Origin of the sequence: Atopobium sp. (assembly GCF_034113385.1) — a bacterium.
GTDB lineage: Bacteria > Actinomycetota > Coriobacteriia > Coriobacteriales > Atopobiaceae > Atopobium.
Genome location: NZ_JAXEXL010000015.1, coordinates 16,502 through 37,351 on the forward strand (window position 1 = coordinate 16,502; position 20,850 = coordinate 37,351).

General features: G+C 49.8%; 17 protein-coding genes and 2 tRNA genes. 14 read left to right on the top strand and 5 right to left on the bottom strand.

Going from position 1 to position 20,850, the window contains the following annotated elements; genetic code table 11:
• Position 1 precedes the first annotated feature (1 nt).
• Complete coding sequence (locus SPD80_RS05080) at positions 2–721, bottom strand: exodeoxyribonuclease III (RefSeq protein ID WP_407061958.1); 720 nt, start codon at positions 719–721, stop codon at positions 2–4.
• A gap of 211 nt (positions 722–932) precedes the next feature.
• On the opposite strand from SPD80_RS05080, the gene folP reads away from it, so the two are divergent.
• Together folP and SPD80_RS05090 are read left to right on the top strand one after the other, a co-directional pair.
• The gene (folP, locus tag SPD80_RS05085) at positions 933–2,540 is read left to right on the top strand and encodes a dihydropteroate synthase (RefSeq protein ID WP_320828789.1); all 1,608 of its coding nucleotides are present in this window, start codon (positions 933–935) and stop codon (positions 2,538–2,540) included.
• A gap of 27 nt (positions 2,541–2,567) precedes the next feature.
• Positions 2,568–3,404 (top strand): hypothetical protein, encoded by an 837-nt coding sequence (locus tag SPD80_RS05090; protein WP_320828791.1) that lies wholly within the window; start codon positions 2,568–2,570, stop codon positions 3,402–3,404.
• Here SPD80_RS05090 and SPD80_RS05095 read toward each other — a convergent pair.
• The gene (locus SPD80_RS05095) at positions 3,401–4,192 is read right to left on the bottom strand and encodes a type III pantothenate kinase (RefSeq protein WP_320828792.1); all 792 of its coding nucleotides are present in this window, start codon (positions 4,190–4,192) and stop codon (positions 3,401–3,403) included. The two genes, SPD80_RS05090 and SPD80_RS05095, sit on opposite strands and share 4 nt — an antisense overlap.
• Before the next feature lie 234 nt (positions 4,193–4,426).
• Here SPD80_RS05095 and rpmE point away from each other — a divergent pair, with 234 nt between their 5' ends.
• Positions 4,427–4,843 carry a 50S ribosomal protein L31 gene (rpmE, locus tag SPD80_RS05100; protein ID WP_320828793.1) on the top strand — a complete coding sequence of 139 codons (417 nt, stop codon included), beginning with the start codon at positions 4,427–4,429 and terminating at the stop codon, positions 4,841–4,843.
• 200 nt (positions 4,844–5,043) lie between these two features.
• On the top strand, positions 5,044–10,164 hold the full coding sequence (locus tag SPD80_RS05105) for a SpaA isopeptide-forming pilin-related protein (protein ID WP_320828795.1): 5,121 nt from the start codon (positions 5,044–5,046) through the stop codon (positions 10,162–10,164).
• 136 nt (positions 10,165–10,300) lie between these two features.
• Here SPD80_RS05105 and SPD80_RS05110 read toward each other — a convergent pair whose 3' ends face one another.
• Both SPD80_RS05110 and SPD80_RS05115 read right to left on the bottom strand, forming a co-directional pair.
• Positions 10,301–11,290: an HAD-IIB family hydrolase gene (locus SPD80_RS05110; protein WP_320828797.1), complete on the bottom strand. Its 990-nt coding sequence runs from the start codon at positions 11,288–11,290 to the stop codon at positions 10,301–10,303.
• Entirely contained in the window at positions 11,291–12,904 is a 1,614-nt protein-coding gene (locus tag SPD80_RS05115; RefSeq protein WP_320828798.1) for a UDP-N-acetylmuramyl-tripeptide synthetase, read from the bottom strand. It abuts the gene before it with no gap.
• A 137-nt stretch (positions 12,905–13,041) separates the two neighbouring features.
• On the opposite strand from SPD80_RS05115, the gene SPD80_RS05120 reads away from it, so the two are divergent.
• The 6 genes from SPD80_RS05120 to SPD80_RS05145 all read left to right on the top strand — a co-directional run bounded on the left by SPD80_RS05120 (position 13,042) and on the right by SPD80_RS05145 (position 16,959).
• Positions 13,042–13,117, top strand: a tRNA-Val gene (locus SPD80_RS05120).
• A gap of 60 nt (positions 13,118–13,177) precedes the next feature.
• Positions 13,178–14,071 carry a glutamate racemase gene (gene murI / locus SPD80_RS05125; protein WP_320605272.1) on the top strand — a complete coding sequence of 298 codons (894 nt, stop codon included), beginning with the start codon at positions 13,178–13,180 and terminating at the stop codon, positions 14,069–14,071.
• 9 nt (positions 14,072–14,080) lie between these two features.
• Positions 14,081–14,857, top strand: coding sequence for a ribonuclease PH (gene rph, locus SPD80_RS05130; RefSeq protein ID WP_320828800.1), 777 nt, complete (start codon positions 14,081–14,083; stop codon positions 14,855–14,857).
• A gap of 9 nt (positions 14,858–14,866) precedes the next feature.
• The gene (gene rdgB / locus SPD80_RS05135) at positions 14,867–15,487 is read left to right on the top strand and encodes an RdgB/HAM1 family non-canonical purine NTP pyrophosphatase (protein WP_320605268.1); all 621 of its coding nucleotides are present in this window, start codon (positions 14,867–14,869) and stop codon (positions 15,485–15,487) included.
• 62 nt (positions 15,488–15,549) lie between these two features.
• Positions 15,550–16,281 (top strand): glucosamine-6-phosphate deaminase, encoded by a 732-nt coding sequence (nagB, locus tag SPD80_RS05140; RefSeq protein ID WP_320605266.1) that lies wholly within the window; start codon positions 15,550–15,552, stop codon positions 16,279–16,281.
• A 30-nt stretch (positions 16,282–16,311) separates the two neighbouring features.
• Positions 16,312–16,959 (top strand): putative ABC transporter permease, encoded by a 648-nt coding sequence (locus SPD80_RS05145; RefSeq protein ID WP_320828801.1) that lies wholly within the window; start codon positions 16,312–16,314, stop codon positions 16,957–16,959.
• Between the two features lie 71 nt (positions 16,960–17,030).
• Here SPD80_RS05145 and SPD80_RS05150 read toward each other — a convergent pair whose 3' ends face one another.
• Positions 17,031–18,122: an aminopeptidase P family protein gene (locus SPD80_RS05150; RefSeq protein WP_320828802.1), complete on the bottom strand. Its 1,092-nt coding sequence runs from the start codon at positions 18,120–18,122 to the stop codon at positions 17,031–17,033.
• A gap of 179 nt (positions 18,123–18,301) precedes the next feature.
• On the opposite strand from SPD80_RS05150, the gene SPD80_RS05155 reads away from it, so the two are divergent.
• The 4 genes from SPD80_RS05155 to SPD80_RS05170 all read left to right on the top strand — a co-directional run bounded on the left by SPD80_RS05155 (position 18,302) and on the right by SPD80_RS05170 (position 20,845).
• A complete protein-coding gene (locus SPD80_RS05155) occupies positions 18,302–18,592 on the top strand; it encodes a Veg family protein (RefSeq protein WP_320605353.1) in 291 nt (96 codons plus the stop codon).
• Between the two features lie 40 nt (positions 18,593–18,632).
• Complete coding sequence (gene ispE, locus SPD80_RS05160) at positions 18,633–19,532, top strand: 4-(cytidine 5'-diphospho)-2-C-methyl-D-erythritol kinase (protein WP_320828803.1); 900 nt, start codon at positions 18,633–18,635, stop codon at positions 19,530–19,532.
• Positions 19,533–19,561: 29 nt separating this feature from the next.
• Positions 19,562–19,638: transfer RNA gene (locus tag SPD80_RS05165), tRNA-Pro, on the top strand.
• A 148-nt stretch (positions 19,639–19,786) separates the two neighbouring features.
• A complete protein-coding gene (locus tag SPD80_RS05170) occupies positions 19,787–20,845 on the top strand; it encodes a Gfo/Idh/MocA family oxidoreductase (protein WP_320605358.1) in 1,059 nt (352 codons plus the stop codon).
• Positions 20,846–20,850: the final 5 nt, after the last annotated feature.

Here is a 20,850-nt window from a genome sequence, read left to right on the forward strand (position 1 = left end):
GTTATAAGGTAAGCGTGAGTTCAACAGGGCAATGGTCGCTGCCAAATACCTCTGGCAAAATGGAGGCACTGGTAATCTTTTTAGCAAGCGGCTCAGAAACCAAAAAATAATCAATACGCCAGCCAACATTACGCTCACGAGCGCGCATGCGATAGCTCCACCAGCTATATGCATCACGGACATCGGGGTGGCGATAGCGGAAACTATCCACAAAGCCTGCGTCCAGCAGCTTAGTAAAACTTTCTCGTTCCTCGTCAGAAAAGCCAGGATTCATGCGGTTAGCAGCTGGGTTTTTAAGATCAATTTCTTGATGGGCAACATTGTAGTCACCGCAGGTTACTACGGGTTTATCTTGAGCTAAATCTGCTAAGAAGTTGCGGTATGACTCATCCCAAGCAAGGCGCACATCCAAACGTTTGAGTTCGCTTTGAGCATTGGGAGTGTACACGTCTACAAACCAAAATTGATCAAACTCTAGTGCACAAACACGGCCTTCATCATCTGCTTCTTTTGCGCCAATGGTGCGAATAACCTGCAGAGGCGCTTCTTTAGAAAAGACTGCGGTGCCAGAGTAGCCTTTGCGCTGCGCATAGCTCCACGTTTGCGTGTAGCCAGGTATATCTAAATCAATCTGACCTTCTTGTAATTTGGTTTCTTGAATGGCAAAAATGTCCGCCTGAAAGGTATCCAGGATGGCATCGAAGGCAGGGTCCTTTTTCATAACAGCACGTAGGCCATTTACATTCCAAGATACAAAACGGTATTCACGACTATTAGTTGTGGCATGTGTAGTAGCGGTAGTGATTGGGGTGCTCACAGTACAAATCCTTCCACGCAGTATGTGTTACATGCTGTGTTTTCTCATGTTAGGAGTTGTACCCCAAAAACTAAGGCGGGTACAATCGATATACAAGAACTAAAAAGGAGCATGTATGTTACGAGACAACACGATGGTGTGGCGCTGTGGTTCACATGAGCTTTCCTTATCGCGACCTCGCATTATGGGCGTGCTTAATGTGACACCTGATTCATTTTCTGATGGCGGAGCCTATATAGATACCGATGCTGCTATTGCCCGCGGTATGCAGATGCTAGATGAAGGTGCAGACATCATTGATGTAGGTGGCGAGTCCACGCGTCCCGGCTTTACGGCTGTTTCCCCCGAAGAGGAGGCCACGCGTATAGTCCCTGTAGTTCGCGCCCTCGTAGCAGCCGGCGCGATTGTCTCGGTAGATACACGTCACGCCGAGGTAGCGCGCATGTGTGTGCGCCTGGGAGCTTCTATCATTAATGATGTGACAGGCTTTACTGACCCTGCCATGGTACAAGTGGCCGCTAACAGCAATGCAGGCGTAATAGTTATGCACGCGGGTGAAGTTGCCGAGCACGCACCTCGTCAAACCGTCGTGCTTGACAGCGCCCCTGGTGCAAAGCCATCTTCTGCCTCCGCTTCTGTCGAGAAACCCATCGAGGCTGCTTCATCTGATGTGAGCGCATCTGATGGTGCTTCCGAAGGCACAACAGAGCAGCAATCCACCACAGCGGGTAATGAGCGCTCGCTTGACTTGCTTATGCAGCGTGCTACTGGCGCCAGCACCACAAGTGCTGCAACGGTACGCCTTTCGGGGACTCGCAGGTTTGCTACGCCTGACTCTGCTCCCATCATGAGAAACGTTATGGGCTTTTTGGGTGACCAAGCTCGCACGCTTGTTCGTGCTGGTGTGGATCGTAGTCGTATTGTGATTGATCCTGGCCCTGGCTTTGGTAAGTTTGCAGATGAAGACGTGGTCATCCAGCGCGCTACAGCAAAGATGGTTTCTATGGGGTACCCTGTGCTCTGTGCCGTTTCTCGCAAACGCTTTGTGGGTGCCGTTTCTGGTGTAACCAAAGCACCTGCTCGTGATGCTGCAACTGTTGGCGTGGTTATTGCGGCAGTAGAGGCAGGTGCGCGTATTGTACGCGTACACGATGTGGCGGCAGCATATGAGGCTTTAACCAGCTATTGGACGGTTGCTCATCCAGATGAGCGCCGCGCGTTTGTGGCGCTTGGCTCTAATGTGGGAGATCGAATTGGTTATCTTGCTAAGGCATGCGCTCTTATTAACGCTATTCCGCTTACTTGTGTAGTGACGGTCAGTCATGCCTATGAGACTGAGCCTGCCTATGGTATTGCAACACCTGTTGCAAATGCCGTTGCAGAAATTAAAACAGAGCTTGCTCCTCTGGTTCTTCTCGAGCAACTCCTTGAGGTAGAAAACCAACTCCATCGTCAGCGTCCTGCAGGACAGGAAGGGCATGGACCTCGTACCATCGACTGCGATCTTGTGTGGATGGAAGGGGAGACCCATGCAGGAAAACGCCTGACTTTGCCTCACTCTGGGTTAGGTGAGCGTGATTATGTGTTGGTTCCTATGGAAGATATTATGCGTGACCCCGATCGTTTCTTTGCGCATGCTGGGATAACCATCTTGCCTGAGGAGCAGCGTGTTGGCTTGGTTAAAGCTGATTTAGGCGCACTTGCATGGGACGAGTGTGAATAGGGCTTTATAACATATAGAGGAGTATCCATGCAGCCAGCACATAAGCAACAAGCGCCCTTTACACAGATGCCTTCCTGCCAAAATATTACTGATGCAGCCAAAGATCTTGCCCGAGAAGGTGTTATCTGTGCAACAACGCTTTATAGCACCGTTCAGACAGAAGGCCGAGCGCGCATGGGGCGCATATGGCATTCGGTGGATGGCTGTTTGCATCTAGCAATTATTCTGCGCCCGCAAGTTGGTATGGCCTATCTTAATGGTTTGGGTACGGTGTGTTCTTTAGCGGCGCTTGATGCCTTGCGCAAGCTTGGCGCTACGGATGTGTTGCCCAAATGGCCTAATGACATCATGTATAACGGCAACAAGCTCGCGAGCATTTTCGTTGAGGCAGGCTATGGTGAGGGCGTGTTTGCTATTTGCACCATTCATCTTAACGTTTGCCAAAATCCTCAGCTTGAGCAGCGTATTTCCAGCTCCTTTGATGGATCTCCTCGTCCTGCTGCACCAGCTTTTTTGGCAGATAATCTTGGTAAAAACTCCACTCAGGAACCTGTGGCAGCCCTTACCAACGAGCACATTGCAGCCACACTGCGTGATGCAGTGCTTGCCCGCGTGAGCGCTTGGGAGCATGACATTAACTCTGGCGTGGCGGTTGCGGGCCCCTTGGCTTCAGTGCTTAATGAGTATTATGACCAGATGGAGCTTCTTGCTCAGCAGGTAGATGCCGTATTGCCCGATGGCCGTGTGGTGGTAACGGGTATGCTCGCCGGCATGGATATTTGGGGGCGCATAACACTACTTGATGCAGATGGGCGCGAGCATGAGTTTGCTCCAGAGCAGGTATCGTTGCGCCCAGCACGTTAGTGTTGCTGGTGTTGCTTCCATATCTGGTATATACCATAAATGGTTAGGTCAGCGTCTACAAAATCAAATAGCGTTGTGGTCTGAGCTATAGTTTTTGCAAGTCCGCCCGTGGCTACAACAGTTGCGCGTGGTGCGCCAGGGTTGCGCTCAGAGAGTTCTGTTTGGATGCGTCCAACCAAGCCTTCTACCATAGCTGTGCAACCAAGTATCAAACCAGATTGTACAGCGGCTTCCGTATTTGAACCCAAAGCCTGCCGAGGTGCAATAAGAGGTACGCTGGACAGCTTGGCTGCTCGCGAGAAAAGCGCTTGAGCAGAAAGCATAAGACCAGGCATAATGGCGCCACCAACAAAAGTCCCCGTAGCGTCTACCACGTCAATATTGGTTGCCGTACCAAAATCCACCACAATAACGGGTGCACCATAGCGAGTTTTTGCTGCTACAGCATTAGCAATACGATCCGCCCCAAGCTCACGAGGATTATCTAAAGCAATAGTAAGTCCGCCGCACGCCTGGGTGTCTATGAGTAATGGTTCAGTGTCTAACACACTGCGCATAAGAGCTTGCCATTCTTGGGAGAGTACGGGCACTACACTGGCAATGGCTGCATGGGTAATCTCAGATAGATTCATGCCAAACATAGTAAAGTAGCTGTATAAACGACTATGCAGTTGGTCTTTTGTGTCCGTGGCATTGGTTGCCATGCGCCATTGGTGAATAATGGCACCTTGATCGCCCAACATTCCAACGGTTGTTTGAGTATTGCCGCAATCTACTGCTAATAGCATACGATGCTCCTGCACGTGTAACCGCATAGATAATGCGGAAGAGGTGTTACAAGTCTGCTGCAATTGTACGCATCTCAAGGACTTTTGCGCAATACATGCATAGCGCGTGCAATATCCATGAACTCGCTGCAAGAAGCGGGTAGATGTGTTACTATTCCAATCCTGTATGTTCCGGACGGAAACCGGAATACATCCGCTCTGGTCGGAAACCAGAGCCGTTAAAAGGAGTCCTGTATGAAGACTGGTATCCATCCAGAGTATGTAGAGTGCACCGTTCGCTGCACCTGCGGTAACACCTGGAAGACACGCGCTACTAAGAGTGAGATGACGGTGGATTTGTGTGACAAATGTCACCCATTCTACACGGGTCAGCAGAAGCTCGTAGACACCGGTGGTCGTGTTCAGCGCTTTGCTGATAAGTTTGGTGGCGCAGCTGCACAGCAGCTCAAGAAGGCTGAGGAGGCCAAGGCTGCCAAGGCTGCTAAGGCTGCAGAGGAAGCTGCTGCAAAGAAGGCCGCTGCAGAGGCTAAGGCTGCCGAGAAGGCCAAGCGTGCTGCTGAGTTTGAGAAGAAGGCTGCCGAGAAGGCAGTTGCAGAGCCTGTAGAGGACGCTCCTGCAGAGCAGGCAGCTGAAGAGAACGTAGCCGAGTAACGGTAGTTTTCACACATATAGAGTTTTAAAAGCCAAGAAGCATGTTCTTCTTGGCTTCTTTTTTGCCTGTTGCGTAGAGTGTTTTCAAAAAATACAAGTGCAAGCAAAAAATACATGTTTTTAGCTTATCTTAAGCTTATGTATTGGTATTATTGAGAGAATATGTATATCATTTGGTAAGTTGTCATTCAGGAACATATATGATTACTACAAAACGTTTTATCTCAGCAGTACTGACGGCGTTGCTCGTCTGGCAAGCAGCTTTTCCTGCAGGCATTGCGGTGGCAGAAGAGTTGCCAGCAACTACCGCGCCATCGTTAGAGCAGCCAACAGGGGGGGGCAATAGTTCCCCAGCAGCCTCTCCTTCCGGTGAGGCAACATCGAGCGCGCAAGAGGCGGCATCTGGCACACAAGAGGTAGCGTCTACTGCTCGCAGCTCTGCTGCCCCTACGGCAGAGAGTCGTGCTGCAGCTCCTGCGCGTCAGGCTGTTATTGAAGCAAGCCTGGTATCCGAAGATGATAAAACCACCTATGGGACACTTACTGACCCTAAAGCGAGTATGTCTTTTGCAAAAGGTCAGAAGTTCAATTTGCGCATCCATGCTGTCTTTCCATCTGCTTCCAATAAGTCTATTGAGGTAGCCCTTCCTTATGGTATGCAGTGGAATACAGATTTTAAATTTGATAAAACAGCTGGCTGGGTTGGTGAGCTTCAAAAAGACGGCATTATTACTCCTGATAAACAGACTGACGCTTCCAAAAAACCTGTTACGGTATACGGTTGGAACTCCGCAGGCACTCTTACCTTATCGTTCCAAGATACCACTCAAGAAGTTACGTTTAATTTGCCCATGGGCCTTGCCTTTTCCCGTGATACAGGTCTTGCAAACATTTCTGATGCAATTACCGTAACGCAACAGTACACCAAGGCAGGGGAGGCTCCCACTACTGCCAAACTCGGTACTGATATCGCAGTTACCAAGAGGCCTGGGCTGAGCGTTATTGGCTTTCATGAAGATTACTTCACGATGCTAAATAAAAACGGCAACATTGAAGTTGGCCTGGATTCTCCTATAGGCACCGGACACGATGTGGCTTGGCGTGCAACTTTAGAGGGCAACGATGAGGCCCGCATGCTGGAAGATTATTTCTATGCCATGCTTGTTCCCGAAAAAGCAGTATATCTTGGACGCTATTCTGCATCTGGTGGAAAAGGGGTAGAAGAAAAAGACCTCAAGATTCTTAATCCCGGCGAGAAGTTTACTTTGAGCACGGGCACAGAATACACTGTTCCCGCTGGCAAGAAGCTCTATGTTTGGCAGCGAACAAAAAACCAAACCATTCCTATTGCTGGCCAAAACGTAAGCTTTAATCCTATGTGGCGTTTTCCAAAAGAAGACTTCCCTGTGGGTAGTATTGCAGAAATAAGCCAGCTAGATGTAGGCGTAAAGTACTACAACCCTACGAGTTCTAGCTCATATATGTCTTACGACGCAAGCAAGCTCAAAACTATGCGGTATGAGATTGTTGCCCCTCAGGAAGACGTGTATGTTAACACCACCATGTACGGCAAAGGTAAGGATTGGCCTTTGTGGGAAGGCTATATTGCCGATAGTGAAGTGTACCTAGGAGCTCCCGGCTTTGAGCACACGCAAGAACGCGGTCTCGGTTACTTTACGGTGGGCAATCGCGGTACGGCAAATAGTCGCAACAAGACTATCAGTATTGATTACGATGTAAATAACACCAAAATTGCTGGTATAACAGCACAGGCGCTTCCTCTTATTTCTCGTCAGAAAGCAGATGGTACGCAGCCTACGCATGTGAGTGATTTTAAAGTTACGCTTTGGAATAGCAAGACTGGCGAGCTCTCAAATTACAACTTAGATGCCTCTAAGGTTAAGCAGCGCTTCCGCGTGGAAGATGTGTTGGGTAAACACGTGGAGGGTATGTACCTTAAGCATATTGAATATAAGATTGATACCATTCCTGCTAAAACCGAATTTACTACTTGGTATAATAATTCTCAGGACGGAAGTGAGAATGGATCTGAGACTGCCGTTTTTATATTCTTCGGCAATGTGCTGACCAATGACGTGCGTATAAAAGGTCAGTGGGGAAATGATTCTTCTCTCTTTAAAACCCGCATTCGCATAGAGAATACGGGTGCAGAAGAACCAAATTGGCATCACCGTAATCAAGACAAATGGGACTTTAATGATGGCAAGGGAGAAGTCCTTCTTAAATATCCTGGTCGCTCGGCTGATCATGTGACTATTGGCGATACGTTTACGGCATTTACTGGTAAAAGTTTCATACAAGGTCATGGCCCTGTTTGGGGCTGGCATAGCGGTAATCCGCTTAATTTTATAGTTGGTGACCAGCTACGTGATTCAAGATTTGATTACTTTACTCCCGTTTGGGATAGTGCAAAACAGGGCGCGGAAACTTATAAAGCAATTTATTACATCAGTCCTTTGGGAGATGATCTAAGCTTCCAAATGAGATATCGTTCCGTTTACGCTAAGGATGTCTGGAAACAACAGGGCGCGAGCAGCGATAATACTAGTCTTAAACAGCCCGATGTGTCGGTGGTACCAACATCTGATGCTTTGAAGCAGGTATATCCCCAGGCAAAAGTATATAAACTTGATTTTTCAAAGCTTACCTCTGATCAAGACATATATGATACGCGCACCTTTGGTCCCTCTGTGTACTGGAGGGAATCTGCGCAGGCAGTCCCCTATGCTGTTAACTCCGCATACTGGGCGTATACAGGTAATCCCATTTTGTGCGTGAGCTTTAACTCAGATCCTGAGAAGGACGTACCTGGAACCTACGAAGAACTGATGTGGGTTGAGTACGATACAGATACCAAAGAAGAGCTTGCATATGGCGAGGGCATGACCAAAGACGTATGGGATCTTAACGGCGATGGCAGCACTGAAGATATGATTGGCAAACCTGTGGGAAAGTGGGTCATTAAGGCTCCCACAGACCTTGTAGTGAAATCTGCCGCCAAGATGGCAACCCAACCAGATTCCTTATATATCACTTACGATGGTTTGGCTAAGACTTTGATTGGTGCCAACAGTACCGTTGATTATCGTCTTATTGCCAACAATCCTACACAGATGGATGCTAAGGGCGTTACTATCTATTGGCCGGTACCAAAGAAGGGCCAGGATTGGGGTAAAGCCATCCAGCCCAATGGGGCATTCCAGTTTGATACCTTCCTCAATGGTGGGCTTAAGAGCAAGCTTCCCGAGGGTTATACCATTTCTTACGCAAAACACGCCACGCCTACATCACAGGCGCTTGATTGGGATGGTTTTAATTGGACAAACGAGAGCGATACTACCGCTTGGAAGCAGGCGGATTGGGATGCTGTCAACTTCGTTCGTGTCTCTTCTCCCGAGAGCCACGCGTTTACTGCTGGCACTCGTGAGGAATTCAAGTTTAATTTGACGTTACGTGACATTTCTCAGGAAGACCTTGAGAAGAAGCTTGTTGATGTATATACACCAACATATCTGCGTGATCTTAATACAGGCAAGGGCTATCGTTATGGTCAACCAGTAGCCATAACCCCTACTCCCGGCGTGCTTAAAGGCGTTGCTTGGGTGGATGCGGACTTTGATGGCACGATGGATGACAGTGAGAAATCCAAGGTAATTCCTGGCATGAAGCTTGAGCTTTACGATGCCGCTGGCACGTTGGTAGATACCGCTACAACGGGTAAGAATGGTGTTTACGAGTTTAAGGGTCTTAAGAATTGGTCTTCTAATTCTTCAGGTAAACTTGATGCCTACACTGTTAAGGCATATAACCCAACAGATCCAACATCTTCGGCTGCAGGTACGTTTGTGCGTTTCTCTCCTTTAAAGGGTGACATGGTCATGGGTGCTTCTGCAGACCAAACCACTGCTTCCATACAGGGAGTAACTGTAGCGGATGATAATGCCTTGAGTTTAAATATTGGTTTAACGCAAGTTACTAAGGTTGAGGTCAATAAGGTTTGGGTTGAAGGCAAGAATGCGGACGGCTCTGAAGGCACAGCTATTGAGCATGAACCCTTGGCTGTAGAGTTGCTGGCAGATGGCGCAGCTGCTAAAGACATTGATAATGCAGCAGTTCCTGCAGCCAACCTGTCGAGCACAAGCGCAACTCCTTGGGCCGCTACCTTTACCAACCTACTTGCTCATAACGCTGCCACAAGCGCTGCTGCTCACTACACCGTTAGGGAAACGTCTGTTCCCGAGGGATACGTTGCATCGTATGCATACACAACAAAGCCTTATGAAGGTGCTCAGAACGGCGCGGGTGCTACCTATACCGTTGCAATCGTTACCAATACGCGCATTCATGGCAGCATTGAAGTTTCTAAGGTAGCCAAGGAAGACGGCAACAAACTTCTGCCTAATACAGGGTTTGAGCTAAGAAAAGATGGCGTTGCAGTACGTAAGGGCGTTACCAACGATAAAGGCATCCTTACCTTTACTGATGTCCCTTACGGCGAGTATGAGGTAGTAGAAACTGCCGCACCCAAAGGATACGTACTTGATCAAACACCGTATCCCGTAAAGATTGCTACGCAGGGGCAGGTTGTCTCTTTGACCGTTGGTGATGAGCAAATCAAGGGCTCTGTTGTGGTGGCTAAGGCCGACGCCGAGGATGAAGCCAAATTGCTCCCCGGTGCTGAGTTCTCGCTCATGAAGGACGATACGGTGGTAGCACAGGGCACCACCGATGATGAGGGTACGCTAAGCTTTACGGACGTCGCTTTTGGCGACTATACCTTGGTAGAGACCAAGGCACCCGAAGGATATGTTTTGGATGCGACGCCCATGCCTGTTCAAATTCGCGAGCATGGTGCAGAGGTAAAGATTACGGTCAAGGATCAGAAGATCAAGGGCACGGTCCTCATAACAAAGGTCGATGCACAACATCAGGGCAAAACGCTTTCTGGTGCTGAGTTTGAGCTTAAGCAGGGCGATAAGGTCGTGGCGCAGGGCAAAACCGGTGCTGATGGCACGTTGGTCTTTACCGATGTCGTTTACGGTAACTATGAGCTTGTGGAAACTAAGGCGCCAGAGGGCTATGAGCTTGATCAGAAACCAGTTGCCGTTAAGGTTGAGGAAAACGGCACTGTGATTAAGCTTGAGGTGAAAAACACGCCAAAACCAACTGTGGTAACGCCTCCGATTAGCATTCTTCCTAAGACGGGCGATACAGCTGGCAGTGTTGTTTCCATACTGTGCACATCTGCAGTGCTTACTGCTCTTGCTTGGGTGCTTCGTAAAAAGAGAGAACAGATGTAGTGATTGCTTGGTAGAGTAAGCCCGCTTAATCTCTGTGATTTACTAGGTTGTGATAAGCCGCTGGATTAACTCCAGCGGCTTGTTTTTTACCGTTACGCTTTTATCCCGTGGGGGGTGGAAGCTTATTTTTTTGTCCTTACCTACCGTGAGCAGCAAGCAGCGTTTGCATGGCTTCGCACCAGCCATCGGTGGATGGATACCGCGATACGTAAGCATTTGGATGCTTGGCAAGTTCAACGGCGGCATCATTGTGTTCAAAGCCATTTTTCATAAAGAGGAATGTGCCAACATAGTCTGCCATTTCGCAGTCTGCAGGCGAATCACCTGCTGCAAGCATCTGGTCCTTCTCGATATGCATGAGTTTGGCAAATTGCGCAATGCCCGAGCCTTTGGTAAGGCCGCGAGGCATGATGTGGTAGGTGTGGATGCCCTGGGGGTGTATCATGTCTACGTTTTGTAGTGTAGTGGTGCCGTTCATGCGTTTGACCAGCCCATTGTCGGCAAGATAGAGAGGAAGTGGACAGGTATCAAGCAATGCTTGGACCGTAGCCGCCTCCACGCTTCCGCGCAAAGCAACACTGACTTCGCGGTATTCAAAGCCCACGTAGTTGTCGTGGTAGGTTTCGAGCTGGCCGGGATAGCGAGCAATAAGTTCATCTACAATGCCCGTCTCACAAATAAAATCATGCGGCGTCTTGAGGGACTCATGGTTGTAGGGCATGTCTCCGGTAAAGTAAGCCCATTCAGGTTGGCTGCCGCTTTTGGTGCAGATAAGACCACCCATCTCGGCAATCCAGGCATTAAAACTTAGCAGCCGTGCATCCTCAAAGGTCATGGCACGATTGCGACCAGAAACGGGAACCACTTCAATATCAGCATTGCGCAGGTCAATCAGGGTTTGAATGAGCTGTGCGCTGGGAAGCTTGGAGCTGTTTTGTACAGCCGAGGCACCCGTAAGCATAGTGCCGTCGAGGTCTGTCATAACGTAGCGAATCTTAGCCAACCGAGCCTTGTCCTGTGCGCTCAAAGGCAGGGTGGGGAAAGTCGCTGCGGACGCTGCGGACGTCGCGTCCGCAGCGGCAGCCATGGGCGCCGCGTGCACCGCGGGAATCAATGGAGCGCTCAATTAAACCTCCGGATGCAAGCCGCCATAGTGTAGGCCACCATATTGCAGTCCGTCATACGCGGCCATGGCCTGCGCAAACACATCACCGTCGGGGGTCATGGGAACAAACTCATTGCCCAGGTGCATCTCTACTTCATCGCCCTTGGCAAGCAGGCAGACAATGCTGTCTTGCTCAAAGGACTGCGCCACTTCAACAGCGCGACAAATGGCCGCCGTGCGATCGGTAATAACTTCGTAGGCAGCGCCAGCCGGTGTATGAGCCGCCATTTCTGCACAGATTTTCTCGGTAGGTTCATTCCAAGGGTCTTCGGAGGTGTAAATCATAAGGTCGCACCATTTGGCGGCTTCCTTTGGTAACTCCTGACGACGCTCATAGGCCTTACCACCAGCACAGCCAAAGACGGCAATAATTTTGCGGCCAGCAAACTCTTTCTTAACGGACGAGAAAAACTTCTGGAATGAGAGGCGGTTGTGAGCGTAGTCAACCAAACCCACAACATGGCTGGTAGAAGCGGGAGAAATCTCCATGCGGCCGGGCACATGACAGTTGGCTAAGCCATCGCAAATCTCTTGTTTGTTGTAGCCCATTTGCTGTGCCATACCAATGGCGCATAAGGCGTTGTCTACGTTAAACAGACCTGCCATGCTAAGCAGCACCGTGTCGGTCCATTGGGGGGTGTGGCACACAAACCTCAATGAGCCAAAGCCAGGTTCTATCTTTTCTGCCCACAGGTTAGGCACTATGGTGCGCGTGGTTCCATCAGATGTTTGATACGTATGCGCAGCGCAACCAGCGGCGCTATAGGTGGTTTGTGTCTTTACACTGGATGCGGCTGCAAGCACTCGATCAAGCTGGTCTGTTTCTAGATTAATAACAGCCTTGTTGGTAAGCGAGAAAAGCTTGAGCTTGCTAAGAAAATAGTCCTCAAAGTTGACATGCTCATTAGGAGAGATGTGATCACGGCCAATATTAAGCCAACCAGCTACGCCTATATGCAAGCCGAGCACACGGTCGTACTTAAGGGCCTGGCTAGAAACTTCCATAATCATGGGACTATGGTCAGAGGCTTGAGCATGGGCAAGATGACGCCATAAATCAGGAGCTTCGGGGGTTGTATTGTGGCTTTCTTCACGCTCAATACCATCGTAGGTTTCAATAGAGCCTATAACAGAGGCGTGTGCGTAAGCAGTGCCCTTATCGCAAATGCTGCGTAGCATATACGCCACAGTGGATTTGCCTTTGGTGCCCGTAATGCCCGCAATGGTGATGTTTTGGTCGGGGAATCCCCATGCTGCAGCAGAGAGATATGCCATGGCACGGCGTATGTCACTTACCACCAAAGCGGGGGTGTGGGGGGCAAGCGCTGCAAGCTCAGGGTACTTCTCGGCAGTACATGCGTAGGCAACGGCACCAGCAGTAAGGGCCGCTTGCAAAAACTGTTGTTTAAAAGCAGCGCCTTTGCAAATAAATAGATTGCCTTTGCGGACGGCGCGGGAGTCGCACGCAGTACCAAAAATGGGCAGTGGTGTGGTGGGGGAGCTTGGCGTGGCTTGTACGAGCAGCTTGTGCTGCGCAAGGAGGTTGGCCAGCTCTGTAAACGTTGTTGTATTCATAGCTGTAAGTATACGAATTGTTTGCCTGGGCTGGATGAGCGCATGAAGAGTTTAACGGGACTTCAACAAAATTGTGGAGGAATGTAAAATCATTTTGCATACGGGTTAGAGTTTATGGTAAGATTCTCTCCGCATTCGGGCGATTGGCGCAGCGGCTAGCGCAGGTGCCTTACACGCACAAGGTCGGGGGTTCAAATCCCTCATCGCCCACCATGTATATCTTCGAGCCCGGTAGCTATGCTATTGGGCTCGTTTGCTATTGGGGGTGCTGGTATGTTACAGCCTAGTTTGCCCATTGGTGTGTTTGATTCAGGCCTTGGCGGCTTGACGGTTGCTCGTGCTTTGTCGGATCATTTGCCTAACGAGTCTATTTGGTATGTGGGAGACACCAAGCGCTGTCCTTATGGTCCGCGTAAGCAAGTAGAGGTTCGCAGCTTTGCTCGGCAAGTAGGCAAATGGCTTGCTAAGCATGATATTAAGCTCATGGTTATTGCCTGTAACACTGCTACGGCAGCGGCATTTTATACCTTGCAAAAAGAGCTTCCCGTTCCCGTTATTGGTGTGATTGAGCCTGGTGCACGTGCAGCTTGTATGGCTTCTCGCTCACGCAAAATTGGTGTGTTGGCTACGCAAGGCACGGTTGCGTCCAACTCATACGCGCAGGCACTGCATTTTTTGGATGCCAGCGTAGAGGTCACCCAGTGTGCGGCTCCGCGGTTTGTCCAGACCGTAGAGGAAGAACTTGCTCACGGTGGACATATGCATCAAGACTGGAAGCACAACCCAGAGATTTTTGATACGCCTGAGGTCTACGCTATGGTACGTGAGGATTGCGCGCCCCTACTCAATAAAGGTATTGATACCGTTGTATTAGGGTGTACGCATTTTCCGCTGTTGTCGGCCCAGATTAAGGCGGTGCTGGGGGATGACGTGTGCATTGTAGACCCTGCAGAAGAAACCGCACGTGAGGTAAAGGAAACCCTTAAGCGTCGCGGTATCTTGGCAGCTTCTTCAGATGCAGTTCGTGGGGTGCATGCAGAGCCAACATATCGTTTTGCTACCACATCGGATGACATCACGTCTTTTGCGGTGGCTGGCAAGTTTGTTTTTGGCCACGATTTAGATTCCATTGAACATATTGAGCTTTCCGAGCTCGAAACCTTATAGGAGGACGTTTTGGCAGATGTTCCTGCGGCTAAGAACAGCGCTCATGACAAGGTAACCACAAGGGCGCTTGAACGCTCTTTTGGACGTGCGGCACATCAAATGCGCCCTGTTACCCTTACGCGTGACGTTATGAAACATGCTTTGGGTTCCTGCATGGTTGAGTTTGGCGATACGCGCGTGCTATGCAGCGCCACCATTGAGGAGTCGGTTCCCAAATGGCGCCTGTCTTCTCGAGCTGGATGGGTAACGGCTGAATACGCTATGTTGCCTGCCTCCACTAATAGGCGTACTGCTCGCGAGTATAAGGGCCGTAAAGGTCGCTCTATGGAAATAGAGCGTCTTATTGGGCGTAGCTTACGCACCGTGGTAGACCTGCGAGCTATGGGAGAGATTACGGTCACGGTTGACTGTGATGTTATTCAGGCAGATGGTGGTACTCGGACTGCTTCTATCACAGGCGCTTGGGTTGCCTTGCACGATGCGCTTATGGCGTGGGTCGAGAAAGGCGCTCTAGCCCGCTTACCTCTTACAAGTCAGGTAGCTGCAATCTCTATGGGCAAGGTTAATGGCCAGCTTTTGTTGGACCTTGACTATGCTGAGGACTCCCACGCTCAGGTAGATATGAATCTTGTTGGTACCAGCACGGGCGGCATTATTGAACTCCAAGGTACGGGAGAGCAGATGTCGTTTAATCGTGAGGAGCTTAACAAGCTCTTGGATATGGGGCAGAACGGCATTGCTCAGCTGCTGGAACTGCAAAATAGCGTGACTAACTTTAAGGAGTAAGGAACTGGTATGGCAGTAGATGGCTCAACACTCGATCCCAATAAAACTGTTGTGGTAGCAACGGGCAATGCGCATAAAGTGGTGGAAATCGAGGCTATTTTACGTGAAGTTTTGCCTGATGTGCGCTTTATTGCCTTGGGTGAGCTTGGCGAGTTTCCCGATCCAGTAGAGGATGGAGACAGTTTTGTGGCTAACGCACTTATTAAGGCTCGTGCCGCTTTTGAGCAAACGGGTTTTATGGCCATTGCAGATGACTCCGGTTTGGTAGTAGATGCCCTGGATGGTGCACCAGGCATCTATAGTGCTCGCTATGCAGGTGAGCATGGTAATGATGAAGCAAACAATAATAAGCTGCTGAGTGAGCTTACATTTGTAGATGACGATAAACGCAACGCTCATTTCCATTCCAGCGTAGTGTTTATAAAGAAAGACGGCACGGTTGTAGTAGGCGAAGGCATTTGCCCTGGCAAGATTGGATACGCGCCTCAGGGTACTAACGGCTTTGGCTATGACCCCTTGTTTTTGCCAGATGCTGTGGAGGGGCTGACCATGGCACAGCTCACGCCCGAGCAAAAGAACAGCATTTCTCATCGTTTTTACGCACTGAAGGATCTGGCTTCTCAACTTTAGGTGTTGTATGTACGCGCGTTATGTCATGATGTGAGCATATGGTTTTTGAAAAGGAGTGTGCAATGAAGATTATTCCTGCTAAGGACTACCAGGATTTGAGCCGTAAGGCAGCCAATATTATTTCCGCTCAGGTAATCCTTAAACCTGAGTCAGTTATCGGTCTTGCTACGGGGACTACGCCAATTGGCGCCTATAGCCAGCTCATTGAATGGTACAAAAAGGGTGATGTAGATTTTTCCCAGATGCGTACCTATAACTTGGATGAGTATCGCGGTCTTGAGCATGATGATCCTCAGAGCTATCACTACTTTATGAATGATAAGTTCTTCAATCACATCAATATTGATCCCAACAACGTTCATGTTCCCGATGGTGCTAACCCCAACATCGAAGAGGCATGCACTACCTACGATGATATGATTGAAGAGGCAGGTTTTTGCGACTTGCAACTGTTGGGCATTGGCAACAATGGACACATTGGCTTTAATGAGCCTGATACAGCCTTTTCTAAGGGCACGCATTGTGTAGATCTTACCGAGTCCACTATTCAGGCTAACGCTCGTCTGTTTGAGAAGGCTGAGGATGTACCTCGCCAGGCATACACGATGGGTGTTCAAACCATTATGATGGCTCGCTCTATTTTGGTTGTTGCCAGTGGCGCTGCTAAGGCAGATGCTGTGTATGACATGTGTTTTGGCCCAGTTACACCCCAAGTGCCTGCTTCCATTTTGCAACTCCATACCAACTGTGTTGTTGTTGCAGATGGGGAAGCTTTGGCACGTTGCTCTTACTAAAGCTTGCGCAAAGAAGCAGAGGAAGCAGCCGTGACTAAAAAAGTAGCCACCCAAGAAGCAGACATACAAGACGTGTCCGTCCCAACGATACCTGTACAAGAGTTGTCTCAGGTAGATAACACGTCGCTGGGGGTTGTCCTCACTCGTATTGCCTTTGTTTTTCTTATTGGTGGGTTTGCTGGGTGGCTGTATGAAGTATGTATCTGTGCGCCACTTAATGGGGTGCCCATAGATTTTGGTCATGGAGGCTTGGGCATACCCTTTTTGATGATATATGCTATTGGCTCCGTTGCCATTGAACTTGCTTTTGGTTTGGGCCGCCAGCAATTCCATCCTGCTATACAACTGATAGAGTCAGCTGTGTTGGCAACGGCTTTGGAATATGCTTCAGGTCTTACTATGCTTCATGTGTTACAGGTGCAAACATGGGACTATAGAATCCCTGGCTGGGATTTCTTGGTTACTCCTGATGGTCTTATTTGCTTGCGAGCTTCTTTAACGTTTGGTCTGATGGGATTATTGCAGTTGCGCGGTGTGGGCAAACTCTATGAGTGGCTTGTTGCTAAACACTATCGAGTGCTTGTGGTAATCATTTGGGTGCTTGTTGGCGTGGTAGTTTTAGCTATGCTTAATGCGTTCTTATTCCACGCAATAGATACGGGCGGTACCTGGCATTAAGGCTCATGATGTCTTGCGCAAAATAGTCTTATGCCAAGCAGCTCATACAAAATAGTGTTGTGTTAAACCGTCTAGTGCAAAACAGTAAACTCCTTAGGGTATGAGTTGAGGACCTCACAGCCATCTTCGGTAACAATCAGCAGGTCTTCAATGCGTACGCCCACTTTACCGGGAATGTATATGCCAGGCTCTATCGAGAAAACCTGGCCAACTTGCACAGGTTCAGTATGTGTAGAAGAGACATCGCCCGGCTCGTGGTCTTCCAGACCAATCTGGTGACCTAATCGGTGAGTAAAGTACTCACCCCAGCCTTCAGCAGCAATAATGTCACGAGCTGTTTTGTCAATTTCAGCAAAGGTAACACCAGGGCGAACTATAGCCTCAGCAGCTTCATTTGCCTTGCGGACCGTCTCATACACGCGGTATGACAAGCTATCAGGCTCAATGTTTTTTTCGCCAGCAAACCAAAAGGTGCGGGTCATGTCAGAGCAGTAGTCATCCTGCTTGCACCCTACGTCAAACAATACAATCTGTCCGTCTTCCAAAATGGTATTGTCGGGCTCGTGGTGGGGGTCGGCGGCATTGGCGCCAAAACTTACAATGGGATCAAACGAGTGGTCTTGGGCACCCAAACGACGATACTCAGCCAGAAGGCGCTCAGCAATGCTTAGCTCCGTTACACCAGCCCTGACCTGCGAACGAAGCCATTCCATGGCCTTATCGTTGGTGACAGAAGCCGTGCGCATGGCCTGCTGTTCTGCCTCATCTTTAATGGAGCGCGCATCGTCCACTGCCTCAGAAGCCAGCAGGTAGCTGTGCGCTGCCCCTGATTCCATAAGCGGAAGAAGCCACTTGGCAGCCAGTACTTTATCTATACCGAGCGCCTGGTCATGCAGACAGTGCTTTGCAACGAGCGGAATGGGATTGTCCGTGTCATCAAACAGAACAATACGGTCGCATGAGCCAGAAGCATCCGGGAAGAGGCGATTGCAAAACATGACGGGTTTCTCGCCAGCTACCAAGAGCAAGCCAAAAAAGCGTTCAAACGGCATGGTGTAGTATCCCGTAAGCCATTTGATGGACAGAGGGTCACAAATAAAAAGCTGCTTGAGGCCACGTGCTTCTAAATTAGTCATAACGCGCGCTACGCGAGTATTGTTCATAGGAGTCCTTTCGCCATGGTAATTATGGCAATCTTACCCGTTTATCCAAAATGCGTGCCGTTAGAAGGTCTGTTTAATTAGTGGGCGGGTTGAGGTCTGGTATCCAGCCTAGTATCATTCATCTTTGGCTCATTATGATTATTCTCACAAATCCGCAGTTAGGCGGACTGGAGGTTCCTATGGAAAACGAGATGCCCCCCGCAAACAGGGTAGACCTGATTCGCGAGAAGCTCGAGGAGCTGCAGGGTCAACGCTTGCGCGTGCGTGCAAATATGGGTCGCAGCCGCATTGTCGAGCGTGCGGGTGTGCTTGTGGGCGCTCACCCCTCTTTGTTTATCGTTGAGGTTGAGGAGCGCCGTGGTCGTACGGCACGTCAGTCGTATCAGTATGTAGATGTCCTTACTGGCACGGTCGAGCTTTATAATAGTGACACGGGCGAGAAAATCTTTGATTTTGTAATCGAAGAATAGAGCAGGTTTACGAGCATACAATCTATCGAACATACCTCGCATGACAGACGACACACAGCTAATGCAGCTGTCCTACAGGGCACCTGCAAAAATCAATCTCTATTTGGGCGTCCACGAAGGACGCGATGCGCGCGGCTACCACAAGGTAGATTCCGTTATGGCAGCCATAGACTTTTGGGATACGGTAACCGTTGCTCCTGCGCGTGAGCTTTCTGTTACCTGCATGCCCGACGTGGGTTGTGCAGACTCGTCCAATACCTGCTGGCGTGCCGCCGTTGCCATAGGCAAAGCGTTTGGATTTGAGCCAGCCTACTCCATTTACGTGCACAAACACATCCCTTCACAAGCTGGCTTGGGTGGTTCGTCCTCTGATGCTGTTGCCACTATTTTGGCTCTCTGCGAGTTTAACCACCTTGATCCAACTGCAAAGAAGGTCGTGGAGGTTGCACGTAGTATTGGCGCAGACGTACCCTTCTTTTTGCGAGGCATACCCTGCTATCTTGATGGCGCGGGCGACACCCTGCGCGAAGAATTTGCCGCTCTAGATGGCATGCCTGTGGCGTTAGTGCGTCCTGCGGGCTCGGTGGGGGTCTCGACCCCTGAAGCGTATGCGGCTTTTGACGACGCTCCGGTTCCCACGGGGGATTTGCAAGCGGTTCTTGCGGCTTTGCGTGCCAACAAACGTGATGCTTTGTGTGCAAGCATGGCAAACAATCTTGGCCCCATTGCGTGTCAGTTGTCTTCTGAGGTGGCACACAGCGCACAGTGGCTTAAGGAGCAAAAAGGAGTGCTTGCAACGCTGGTAACGGGTTCGGGAAGTAGTTCTTTTGCGCTCTGTGAATCCCATGAGGCGGCACATCGCATTGCGCAAGACGCGCAAGCTTGTGGCCTCGATGGGCTTGCTACGCGCATTATCAATCATGGTCCGCAAAGGATATAATTTTCTGTTAGGATAACTTCGCTATACATCGGGTTGTGGCTCAGCTTGGTAGAGCGCTCGGTTCGGGACCGAGAGGTCGTGCGTTCAAATCGCATCAACCCGACCATGACCGGTTCAAGCCATCGCATACGCGGTGGCTTTTTGTTGTCTCTGTGTTCCGTCGTGTCATTATTAAAATTAATAATGACACGACGGATTAAGAACTAGAGAAGACCTCTAAAGCATGCCTAATGCTTTATATAGTTGGAGGCAGTATGAAAATCGCTGTTGTTGGAACCGGGCTTATTGCAACGTATGCGCTGCCCAACCTTGCACATTGGGGCTGGGATGTGGTTGCCATTGTGGGGACTGAGCGGTCTGCCCAGAAAACTCGTGAGCTGGCAGCAAGCTACCACGCACAAGCGTTTACGAGCTACGATGATTTTCTCGCTACTGTTACCGCTGCATCTACCGCTGCGGACGCTCCAGTAGCAGCCGCCACCTCCGCCTCCGCCACCGCTGCAACCTTGTCTTGCGACGCCGTCTATATTGCGGTGCCAAACCACCTGCATTACCAGCTTACGCTGCAGGCAATACGCGCGGGCCTTAACGTTATTTTGGAGAAGCCCTTTGCAAGCAACGCGACTGAGGCATTTGAGCTTGCTTGTGCTGCGCGCAATGCGGGCGTGTTTTTGCTAGAGGCTATTACAACGTTGTATCAGCCTAACTATCGTAAGCTGCAAGAATGGCTGGGACGCATTGGCCAGGTGCATATTGCATCAACAAATTACAGCCAATACAGCAGCCGCTATGATGCGTTTTGTGCGGGCACTATTTTGCCAGCGTTTGACCCTGCCAAAGCTGGTGGTGCGCTTATGGATTTGGGCACGTACTGCATCTCGTGGCTGGTGGGTCTTTTTGGTAAACCCGCATCTGTGCACTATGAAGCCAACATTGAGCGCGCTATTGACACCTCAGGTATTACTACGTTGGACTATGGAGATTTCAAAGCGGTTGCCATTGCTGCCAAAGACTGTGGTGCGCCAACCAGTAACCTTATTCAAGGCACTAAGGGATATCTTATTCAAGAGCTGTCTCCTAGCGTAGGAGGTGCCGTTACGCTGCATCTTAATGATGGTACGGAAGAGCACTTTGATGCTGCCTTGTCTAATCGTATGGAAGCGGAGTTTTGTGAGTTTGCTCGGATTATACGTCAGAATGACTACGCTGCGTGTGAGCATCGTCTGGAGCAAAGCTTGGTTATTGCTCAGGTTCTTACTGAGGCGCGTGCGAGTGCTGGAATTGTGTTTCCTGCGGATGAGCGTAGCAACTAGTATCT